General features: G+C 42.8%; 9 protein-coding genes. 4 read left to right on the top strand and 5 right to left on the bottom strand.

Going from position 1 to position 10284, the window contains the following annotated elements:
• Positions 1-129 precede the first annotated feature (129 nt).
• On the bottom strand, positions 130-1389 hold the full coding sequence (locus AB4323_RS09370; protein ID WP_017059182.1) for an adenylosuccinate synthase: 1260 nt from the start codon (positions 1387-1389) through the stop codon (positions 130-132).
• 214 nt (positions 1390-1603) lie between these two features.
• Here AB4323_RS09370 and AB4323_RS09365 point away from each other — a divergent pair, with 214 nt between their 5' ends.
• The 4 genes from AB4323_RS09365 to AB4323_RS09350 all read left to right on the top strand — a co-directional run bounded on the left by AB4323_RS09365 (position 1604) and on the right by AB4323_RS09350 (position 6497).
• Positions 1604-2476, top strand: coding sequence for a LysR family transcriptional regulator (locus AB4323_RS09365; protein ID WP_017068305.1), 873 nt, complete (start codon positions 1604-1606; stop codon positions 2474-2476).
• A gap of 276 nt (positions 2477-2752) precedes the next feature.
• Entirely contained in the window at positions 2753-3760 is a 1008-nt protein-coding gene (gene dmeF, locus AB4323_RS09360; RefSeq protein ID WP_372152233.1) for a CDF family Co(II)/Ni(II) efflux transporter DmeF, read from the top strand.
• Positions 3738-4154 carry a MarR family winged helix-turn-helix transcriptional regulator gene (locus AB4323_RS09355; RefSeq protein ID WP_017059185.1) on the top strand — a complete coding sequence of 139 codons (417 nt, stop codon included), beginning with the start codon at positions 3738-3740 and terminating at the stop codon, positions 4152-4154. Before dmeF ends, AB4323_RS09355 begins: the two co-directional genes overlap by 23 nt.
• 618 nt (positions 4155-4772) lie before the next feature.
• Positions 4773-6497 (top strand): methyl-accepting chemotaxis protein, encoded by a 1725-nt coding sequence (locus AB4323_RS09350; protein ID WP_029236381.1) that lies wholly within the window; start codon positions 4773-4775, stop codon positions 6495-6497.
• Between the two features lie 145 nt (positions 6498-6642).
• Here AB4323_RS09350 and AB4323_RS09345 read toward each other — a convergent pair whose 3' ends face one another.
• From AB4323_RS09345 to AB4323_RS09330, 4 genes are all read right to left on the bottom strand, one after another.
• On the bottom strand, positions 6643-6882 hold the full coding sequence (locus AB4323_RS09345) for a PAS factor family protein (protein WP_004733935.1): 240 nt from the start codon (positions 6880-6882) through the stop codon (positions 6643-6645).
• 112 nt (positions 6883-6994) lie between these two features.
• Complete coding sequence (locus tag AB4323_RS09340; RefSeq protein ID WP_065583616.1) at positions 6995-7639, bottom strand: HAD family phosphatase; 645 nt, start codon at positions 7637-7639, stop codon at positions 6995-6997.
• A 20-nt stretch (positions 7640-7659) separates the two neighbouring features.
• The gene (locus AB4323_RS09335; protein ID WP_065583617.1) at positions 7660-8745 is read right to left on the bottom strand and encodes a class I mannose-6-phosphate isomerase; all 1086 of its coding nucleotides are present in this window, start codon (positions 8743-8745) and stop codon (positions 7660-7662) included.
• 2 nt (positions 8746-8747) lie between these two features.
• Entirely contained in the window at positions 8748-10202 is a 1455-nt protein-coding gene (locus AB4323_RS09330) for a mannitol dehydrogenase family protein (RefSeq protein ID WP_372152231.1), read from the bottom strand.
• Positions 10203-10284 lie beyond the last annotated feature (82 nt).

Genomic DNA, 10284 nt, shown 5'->3' with positions numbered 1-10284 from the left:
AACTGATCGGCATTACACCTAGTGTGGGCTTTTTTGTGTCTGTAATTCCTTGTGTTATCTCGTTCTTTATGAACAGTCAAAAAAGTCCACTGAATGTGGGCTTTGATGTAGATCTTGTCGTCTTCTAAGCTAAGCTCGAATGATCATTTGCTCGCGCTCAGGACCTACCGATACCATCACGATTGGAACACCCATTAACTCTTCGATACGAGTAACGTAATCTTGTGCTGCTTGAGGAAGGCTCTCAAACGTGCGGCAACCCGTGATGTCTTCATCCCAGCCAGCCATATCTTCATATACGGGCTTTAGCTCAGCCGTTTGTGGCCAAATCGGGTTCTCTGTGTGCTCTCCTGAGTAAGCAGTACAGATCTTAAGCTCAGACAAACCAGACAGGCAATCAATCTTAGTCAGTGCGATTTCCGTTGCAGCTTGCAGGTCAACACCGTTGCGAGTTGCCACTGCATCAAAGTAACCCATATCACGTGGTCGACCCGTAGTTGCGCCGTATTCGTTAGAGCTTTCGCGGAAGCTGTCTTGTTCTTCCATTGCAGTTACTAGCGTGCCAGTACCAACAGACGAGCTGAATGATTTAGCAACAGCGATAACACGTTCAGGACGAAGTGCAGGTAAACCGCTACCAATGCCAGCATAAGCTGCGGTTACATTCGAAGATGTTGTCCAAGGGTATTCACCGTAGACAAGGTCGCGACCTGCGCCTAACTGAGCTTCAAACAGTAGGTTTGCGTCTTGTGATTGCAGCGCTTTAAGCGGCTCAGTTACGTTGCAGATGAACGGGCGCCATGCTTTAGTTACTTCAAGTAGCCATTCTGTCATTTCAGAAGCAGTCTGGGAGAAGTCACATTGAGGGTAGAGCGCTTTAAGCTGAGGCATCTTCCAATCAAGTAGGAATTGAATACGCTGCTCTAAAATTTCAGGTTGATTCAGCCAACCGACAAGAATGCCTTTCTTCATTACACGATCGCCGTACGCTGGTGCAATGCCTTGACGTGTAGAGCCGTAAGCGCCATCGCCCAAACGCTCTTCTTCAAGCGTATCTTCAAGAGCATGTAAAGGGAGACACAGTGTCGCACGATCTGAGATCGCCATTTTCACTTTGATGCCAGCCTCTTGAACTTCTGCAATCTCTTCAGTTAGCGCAGCAGGGCTGATCACCATGCCAGGGCCAAGAACCGCCGTACAATTAGGATTAAAAATACCACTAGGTAGTTGGTGCAGTTTGAATGTACCGAAGTCATTTACCACAGTATGACCTGCATTGTTTCCGCCTTGGAAACGAATGCTAGCAGAAGCTTGGTCTGCTAAAAAATCGACGATGCGGCCTTTGCCTTCATCACCCCAGTTTGCGCCCACAACAACGATAGATGGCATAATTTTTCTCCTAACTGATTGAGGAATCATGTTAGGCCTACAAGGTGGATAAGAGAAATTAATTATCTTTATTATCTTGATAAGGATTTCATATATCCTTAAAGTCTTAAGCTACAAACGAGATTCCCTATCACGTTCGTTCCTCACTGTAGGGAATGACGATGGGGCATTCTTTACTTTTAGGGAATGATATTAGTGACACGAGAGAGAGGACATGATGCTCGATATTAATTTGTTGAAGACGTTTGTGACGCTTGCGGAGTACAAGCATTTTGGGAAAGCGGCCAATGCACTGCACATGACACAACCCAATGTGAGTTTGCACCTAAAACAACTGGAACAACAAACACGCATAAAGTTGATAGAGAGAAGCCCTTTTCAATTGACTCAAGCGGGTGAACGGCTATTGGAAACAAGCCAAAGAACGCTACTCGAACTGCAGATTTGTCAGGCCGATCTCAATGCCATTAACGACCTTAAAATAGGGACGTTAACCATTGCCGTAAGTGACATCATTTCTCGATTTTTGCTAATTCGTCCGTTCCAGAAGTTCAAAGCGCAGTATCCCGGTATTGACCTTACGCTCTTGAATACCACGTCATCTCAGGCATCGAATTTAGTTAAAAATGCTCAAGCGGATATTGGTTTTGTTATCGCCAAAGAGCAGCACAACGAGTCTTTGTATTTCACTAAGCTGCAAGAGCTTTCTTGGTGTGCGCTTGGCGATGGGGTTGATATCCGAGACTCTGATGCAGAGCTCACTTTGATTCTACTAGGTCATGATACGAGAACGCGTGACTTTATTGATGAAGGTTTACCAAGCCTTAATCTACCTAATTATAGGGTGATGGAAGTAGGGAGTGTCGATGCTCAAATCGACTGGGCAGAAGCGGGATTTGGTGTGGCTATTGTCCCGGAGTTTGCGGTATCAACCAAGCAGCACCTGCATTCGAAAGTGACACCATTGACCAACTTCTCGAGCACCAGTCTTGGTTATATTGTTCGGCAGAACCAAGTCTTGTCGAAAGCAACCAAGCAGCTGTTAGGTTGGGTGAATGATGAGATTATTTCATTGCAAAACAAATAAATACAATCATTGAGTTTGACTCAATCAGCCCACCTCGAGTGGGCTTTTTTGTCCCTGGAAAGCCTCGTTTTTACTGAATCAATAATCTTTGGAACAAACTAGCGCTCACCATCAACTATTCGTCCCGCAAATCAGAGTTTCAAAATTCATCGTTGACAAAGTTTGACAATCAAACTAAATTTCAAATTATTACTTTGATTGTCAAATTACTTGTCAATCAAAGGGCTTTTATTTGCAACGATCATCTAACCACAAACACAAGCTAAGGACGCCATTTTGAGTTTTCCAACACGTCACCAACACAACTTTTCTTCACATAAAAGTCAAGGTGAGAAACGCACGTTCTATGTCCTGTTATTGACCGTCGTTACCATGGTTGTCGAAATTGTTGCAGGTACTATTTACGGCTCGATGGCATTGCTTGCCGATGGTTGGCACATGGGGACGCACGCCGCAGCGTTTGGTATCACCTTATTTGCATACCGTTATGCGAAGAAACATGCCGAGAGCGAACGTTTCTCTTTCGGTACTGGCAAAGTCAGCGTGTTAGGGGGCTACACCAGCGCGATTGCATTGGGGATTGTGGCATTGTTGATGCTGGTGGAATCAGTACATCGTTTGTTTAACCCACAAGCGATTGAGTTCAATGAAGCGATCATCGTTGCTTGTATTGGTTTAACTGTGAATGTGGTGAGTATGTTTTTACTTGGCGATCACCATCATGATCACGGACACGAGCATGGCCATGATCATAGCAAGAACCATGGCCATTCGCACGGTCATTCACATAGCCATGAGCACGACAGCGACCATGGTCATAAACATGGCGAGCATCACGGACACCATCATGATCACAACCTACGCGCAGCCTACATGCATGTGTTGGCGGATACTCTAACTTCGCTGCTTGCGATTGTTGCGCTGCTATTTGGTAAGTTTTACGGTTGGAACTGGTTAGATGCAGCAATGGGAATGGTTGGCGCATTCGTGATTGCTAAGTGGACGATGAACCTTATGAAACAAACCAGCCCAATCCTGCTGGATGAGAATATCGACCAAGATTATCGTGACTCAGTGACCAAAACCTTAACGCCTTATGCGTCGGTCACCGATTTCCATATGTGGAAGGTGAGTGGGCATCACTATTCAGCAGCGATTACTCTTGAATCAAACAGTGATAAAACCGTCTCTGAATATAAACAAATGCTCGCCAAGTTTGATAAGATTAATCATCTTACTCTTGAAGTGCATTCAAACGACCATGCGAAATATAGAACAGCTTAACCAAATACTGACTGAGTTCTACGATAAAATGTCTTCGTGGGAGCAGTCTGTTGTCAAAGAGACGGGTTATTCCCTGGCTCAAGTACACACCATTGAAGTACTTGGTATGCATGGTGCGTTAAGAATGAAAGAGCTCGCTGAAAAGTTGGGTATTACCACGGGTACACTTACTGTTCAAATAGAAAAGTTGGTTAAAGCTGAATTGATTGAGCGCCATGAACACCCAACAGATCGTCGTGCGATTGTGGTTGCCTTGACGGATGAAGGGCAGAAGATACACGTTCACCACAATCAGCTTCACTTGAATTTGGTTAATGAGCTGACGCAAGATATCGAAGAAGACGAGAAAGCGGTGTTATTGAAGTGCCTAACCAAGATGGTAAAAGCGTTTTAGCCACCCTTGAATTCGCACCTAACTCTTTAGCTGCAAAGCGATTGACTAGAAAATCAAAAGATGGACCTGACTCGAATTGAGTAGGTCAATTTTTTTCGCCGTTTACGCTCTACTGTACAATCATCAATAGACGGATTCACTGTTTAAAAACCAAGTCAAAACCTCCAATATTGCGCTTCGTTCGTGCTCTTCTGGAGAGCCAAAAAAATGTCATCATAAATAATGCATCCAAATGTGCGTCAAAGTCTTTTAATTCAATGCCTTGTATACCATGACATTCAAGCCATTTATGTTCCGTCAAATAGCTGTCTCTCACTTTTATCATTCAACTAATGTACATGTATTCAATTTGTGTTATTGATGCTTTTATCTTTAGTGAAAAGATTCATTCTCTGTTTGAATACCATTGAGAATGTCACTGCTGGTGGGATGAACAGTCGCTAGATTTAGTGCTCATTACTGATACAAAAAATATAACAATAACCAGGTCGCGCAAGTTGGATATCCATTCTTTGATGCGATTTATTTAGATACTCATAGTTAATTTAGTAAAGACGAGCCACGTATATGAATATAAAGAAAAAGCTCTATTCGTTGGGGATGTTCTCCATCTTCGGCATGATTTCACTGCTGTTTACCACATCACAATTTGCAGACACCACCGCTCAAATGAGCGAAGCCAAACAAATTACCAAAGAGCTTGAAGTGCGTTTGCTCAACCTTCGCCGTAACGAGAAAGATTTTTTACTGCGTAGCGATATGAAATACCTCGACAAGTTCGACGTAAACTACAAAAAATTCTTAGCGTCTGAATCTGAGCTAGATACAGTGCTCAGTGATTTAGGTTTAGCCAACAGCACACACTTACGTGAAGACATCGAAACTTACCACACCAGCTTTGTTAACTTAGTTAAAGCGAGCGAAGTCTATGGGCTATCACGTGACAAAGGTATGCTAGGCGAGTTTCATGTTTTGCTCGATAACATCAGCGCGACAGCCAGTGCGGAACAAAAAATCGAGCTTTACCTGTTCAATGACTTAATTGAGAAGGGGGAGTTTGACCCGAGTGTTCTTTCTATAACTTCAAATATGAGTAGCTCAGCGGCTTTGATAGACGCTGCTCGCCAAGTGGTTGAGCAAAAGCGCGTGATCGGTTTGAAGCATAACGAAGGCCTGCTAGGCGAAGCGCGTTCTGGTTCGCACGTTATCGAGACTCAGTTTAAAGAATTCTCGGCGGTGCTAGACCAACAAACGCAGCAAGAGATGGACAAACTATCGCTGATCAACAACATCCTTTGCGTCACACTACTTGTGTCGATCATTCTGTTCAGCTGGTTAATCGTCCGTTCTATCATTGGCAAAATTGAGTCACTGCTTTCGGTTATCCGTAATATCGTTAACTCAAACGACGTGTCTATTCGTTCGCACCTTGATGGCAAAGACGAACTCAGCACTTTAGGCCAATACTTCAACCAACTGTTGGATCAACTGGAAGGGCTTATCGCTGCCTCTCAATCTAAGTCACTGCAACTGACACAAAGCACATCGAACATGCATGATGAGCTAGAGTCAGTAATCAAACAGTTTGAAGTTCAAGCAAATCACACATCTACAATGACAACGTCAGTTCAAGAGATGGTACTCACCATTGGCGAGATCTCTGAAAGCACATCGGTTGCCGCTGAAGGTGTACATCAAGCGAAAGTGAATGCCGATAAAGGCCGTGAAGTGGTGGTTGAAACCATCAGCAACATCACCCAGTTGTCTGAACGTCTTTCAAGCAGCCAAGATTCGATCAGTTCACTGAACCATCATGTTGACCAGATCGGCGATGCAGTAAACATCATCCAAGGCATTGCAGAACAAACTAACCTATTGGCATTGAACGCAGCAATTGAAGCAGCACGTGCGGGTGAACAAGGTCGTGGCTTTGCGGTAGTTGCCGATGAAGTACGCGCACTAGCAAGCAGAACGCATCAATCGACCACAGAGATAACTTCAGTGGTGAGTGCAATTCAAAGCCAGATGCAGGCGTCGATGGCAGAGATTGGCGAGTGTAATCAACAAGGTCAACTAACGCTGAAAGATTCGGAAGAGCTGGATGCGAGCTTGCAACTTATCTTGAGCGACATGGAAAGCATCCAAGGTAATTCAGAACGTATTGCTTCAGCGATTGAAGAGCAGGGCGCAGTAATGGCGCAAGTGAGTGACTCAATTACTGAGCTGAACACTATCTCGAACGACAATAACGCTTCGGCGCAGCATTGCTTAGTTGAAGTGGACAAGGTAGCAGAGCAAGCGAACGATATGGACCAAGCGGTCGCGCAGTTCAAGACTTCATAAACAACATAGAACTTACTAAAACAAAAGGCGTGGATCATCTACGCCTTTTTTGTGCCTGAAATTCAAATAGATAAATGACGAGAATAAAAAAACGGCCCGATCTGGGGGAAGATCTGGGCCGTTATATTACGTATTAAAGGGGGGACTACTTATTTCGGCCTTCCAGCACATCCAGTGCCAGTTCAACCGCTTTATCAATATTGTCGCATCCCGCTAACTTACCTGAGCTGATAGGACCAAGCACATTAGCGTATAACGAGAGCTGCTTGTTAAATGGCAGGCTCAACTGCTCATATAAACGCTGGCGAATCTCGGCATGTTGCTCAGGAGCGTGAGCAGCAAGGCTTTTCAAAGTGTCATAAACAAGAGTGGTGGTAGTGTTCATTCGTCTCTTTATCTTTGAGTGGGGGATTTCTATTTTAATATCATTTGGGTACAAGTTGCTGTGATATATGTCATACAATAAGTCAAATAAACTTAGGGTGAGCATTTTGGTCTTAACTGACAAGTGAGAAATCATCAATGATTTTTAACGCACCTGAAAAATCATTGTTTATGTTGAAAGAATGTTGAAATGCAATGACTTCACAACCACTAGCTAAACCAGCCTGAAGTCCTGGAGCCGAGTCTTCAAAGATAATGGTTTTACTTGCGGTTACATTTAATCTAGATAGCGCCAACAAATAAGCTTCCGGATCTGGCTTGTGCATTGAAACATGCTCTTTAGCGATAACAAGATCAAACAAGTGCTCAAGTTTACAAGCTTCCAGTATTTGGTTAGCCATCCACTGTTGCGCAGAAGTTACAACCGCACATCGCTTCCCAGAAGATTTTAGTTGCTGTAGGAGGCCAACGACACCTTTATTGATAGATAATCTTTGTGAAAGGAGTAATTGATAATGTTCCTTAAATTTATCGTTAAACTCTTGTCTCTCTGGTTCGATTTCTCCAACTTTGAAAAAATACTGAACGACATTTTCCCATTTCATACCCATTACATTTTGATAAATACGGTGGTCAACGATGGAACCATAGTCTTTACAGGTCAGCGCTAATGCTTGGCCTTTGAGCGGCTCGGAGTTTACTAATGTTCCATCCATATCAAAGATAAAGGCGTCGTAATAAAGTTTTATTGGTTCCATTTCAATACGTTAACTCAGGATTAATTCGTTAATGGTGGGTAGCATTCAATAATCTCGACGCCATCGTCTGTTTCTATCGTGATATTTTCAATGCCAGCCGGGCAGAAAAATTTATCGTACTTATTGAGTACTAAAATTTCTTCGTCTAATTTAATCGTACAACTGCCAGCAGCAATAACACCGACATAAAAGTCGTTCTCAGATTTGGTGATGCTGCTAATGACTTTTGTGCGACAAACTCGATATCTGTCGGTTGTTTTGTCATCAATGAGAGACTCTTTTACCGATCCGTCAGCATAAGCTGTTAATAGTTGAGGTGTCTTTTTGTTCTGAGTTGCCACAGCTTCAACCGACTTCTCTGAATAGTCAAAAACATCAAGGCAAAAGTCCAAATCTCGCTTCATGTAGCGAGCTTCTTCAGGAAGTGTATAACCAGCTCGTTCAAACTCAAATCGAACAGCCCAGTCCGATGGTTCCATTATCTCAATCATTAGAATGCCTTCGCCAATCGCGTGAGGCATTCCTCCTGGAATAAAGTAACACTCACCAGGAGATACTTTGATTTTTTCGAAGCAAGTTTTCAGTCGGTTAATGTCTTGTTCAACAATGATCTCTTTCAACGTTTCTTTAGTCGGAGGCGTCTGAAATCCGAGATAAATATAAGGATCATCAATCTCCTCACGAACTTGTAAAATATAGTAGGCTTCAGCCTTGCCTGAATTTGAATCTAGGTGCTTTTGGGCAAACTCTCTGGTTGGGTGTGCTTGGAAATGTAAGCGAATTGAAGAGTCTAGAAACTTAATCAAAACCATAGGGTTAGGACCGAATCTACTGAAGTGCTCTTTACCTAAAAAATACTCAGGATCTAGATCTAATAATTCGGCGAAATCGAGTGAGTGATCGCCGATAATCGCAGTTGATTGACCTTCACTGATTGTTTCTCGACCTGGGTTAACGGCTTTAGTGACCGATGCAATCCAGTCTTCAGGAAAATGAGAGTCGACCGGAACGCTTTCGTTATTAATTTGGTCTAAAACCTTACCACCACTGTAAGAGCGCCAAACGCGGTTCTGACCAAATCGAATCAACTTATTTTTGTATTCCATGCCTAGCCCTTTAAGTTCAGTGTTTTTGTTAAGTTATGTAAAGTTTGCATTGCACCAACCTCTTGAATACATTCGAAAAGGTCGACTATCTTATTTACGAATTCGGCATCTGCAAGAAGGCTAGATTCAAAAATACCATCAATGCTTAATAAAGAAATGACAGCTTCACGAGGCGTTTTACTTTCTTGTTTGATTTGCTTGAACACGCCAGCCATTGGATCATGAACCTCGATAGCATCGCCGTTGTCATCCATGCCAATCACATAAGCCATCCACCCTGCAATGCCCAACTCTAACCAAGTTGTTTGAACAGCATTTTCACGGTTATATTTGAGAGATTCACAAAGTCGTGGTGGTAATTTCTGACTTCCGTCCATTGCTATCTGAGAGGTAAGGTGTTTTAAATTTGGGTTAGAGAAACGTTCAATCAGCGAATCTGCGTAAGCTGCAATGTCAGTTTCCTTTGGTAACGACAATGAAGGCGTTTGCTCATTCATCATGAAGTCTAGAATCACCTTCTTAAAATATGGGTCTGAAATCGCTTCTGACACATACTTATAACCACTCAAGTATCCCAAGTACGCAAGAAGTGAGTGACTACCATTTAGCATGCGTAGCTTCATCTCTTCAAAAGGTATGACATCATCGACAAATTGCGCGCCCACTTCATCCCAATTTGGTCGACCAATTGCAAACTTATCTTCTATTACCCATTGTCGAAAAGGTTCACAAGCGATGGCACATGGATCCGAGTAGCCGATAGCTGTTTCTATATAAGATAAGCTTTCTTTACTCGCCGCTGGAACAATACGGTCTACCATAGTGTTTGGGAATGTGACATTAGCCTCTATCCAAGAATACAACTCCAAGTCGACCAATTTTGCAAAACTAAGAATAGCCGACTTCGCTACTTCTCCATTGTTTTGAATATTGTCGCAAGACAATACGGTGAACGCGTTAATATTCCTTTCTTTTCTGAGTCTTAAACCTTCAACGATATAACCGATGGCGGACACTGGACGAGAAGGTGAGTCGAGATCGAGCTGGATGAGACGATTGTTAACATCAAGAGAGCCAGTACTTGGTTCAATGCAATAGCCTTTTTCTGTGATAGTCATTGAGACTATACGAACGTTTGGATTCGCAATTTTTTCGATGATAGTCGACTGACCGTCTAGATCTGGATGTAAGGATTGAGTGATTGCCTTTGATATTTTTATTTGTTCGCTTGTCGCACCTCTCTCCAAAACAGTGTAGCAATGACCTTGCTCTCTTAACTGCTGAATAAGCGATTGTGAACCAAATAAGTTAATGGAACAGATCGTCCAGTTAGACTTTTTATTGTCTAACAATTCGCTTGTATATAAAGCTTGATGAGCTCGATGAAAAGCCCCTAAGCCAATGTGAACAATTCTCTGTTCTTCTTTTAAGTATTGATTTAAAACATTTTTATTCATACTTCCGCACTCTCACTCCAATTTTTAAAATCAGACGGCTATAAAAATTACCATTAGAGAGTAACATTCATTTGTATTATTT

The organism is Vibrio sp. 10N.261.52.C11, from assembly GCF_041471405.1.
GTDB lineage: Bacteria > Pseudomonadota > Gammaproteobacteria > Enterobacterales > Vibrionaceae > Vibrio > Vibrio crassostreae_C.
This window is presented reverse-complemented; position numbering and strand designations above follow the sequence as displayed.

Bases quoted from the DNA above. Each gene is read 5' to 3' on its own strand.
- AB4323_RS09370 (WP_017059182.1), bottom strand. From the start codon at position 1,389: ATGCCATCTATCGTTGTTGTGGGCGCAAACTGGGGTGATGAAGGCAAA.
- AB4323_RS09365 (WP_017068305.1), top strand. From the start codon at position 1,604: ATGATGCTCGATATTAATTTGTTGAAGACGTTTGTGACGCTTGCGGAG.
- AB4323_RS09355 (WP_017059185.1), top strand. From the start codon at position 3,738: ATGCGAAATATAGAACAGCTTAACCAAATACTGACTGAGTTCTACGAT.
- AB4323_RS09350 (WP_029236381.1), top strand. From the start codon at position 4,773: ATGATTTCACTGCTGTTTACCACATCACAATTTGCAGACACCACCGCT.
- AB4323_RS09345 (WP_004733935.1), bottom strand. From the start codon at position 6,882: ATGAACACTACCACCACTCTTGTTTATGACACTTTGAAAAGCCTTGCT.
- AB4323_RS09340 (WP_065583616.1), bottom strand. From the start codon at position 7,639: ATGGAACCAATAAAACTTTATTACGACGCCTTTATCTTTGATATGGAT.
- AB4323_RS09335 (WP_065583617.1), bottom strand. From the start codon at position 8,745: ATGGAATACAAAAATAAGTTGATTCGATTTGGTCAGAACCGCGTTTGG.
- AB4323_RS09330 (WP_372152231.1), bottom strand. From the start codon at position 10,202: ATGAATAAAAATGTTTTAAATCAATACTTAAAAGAAGAACAGAGAATT.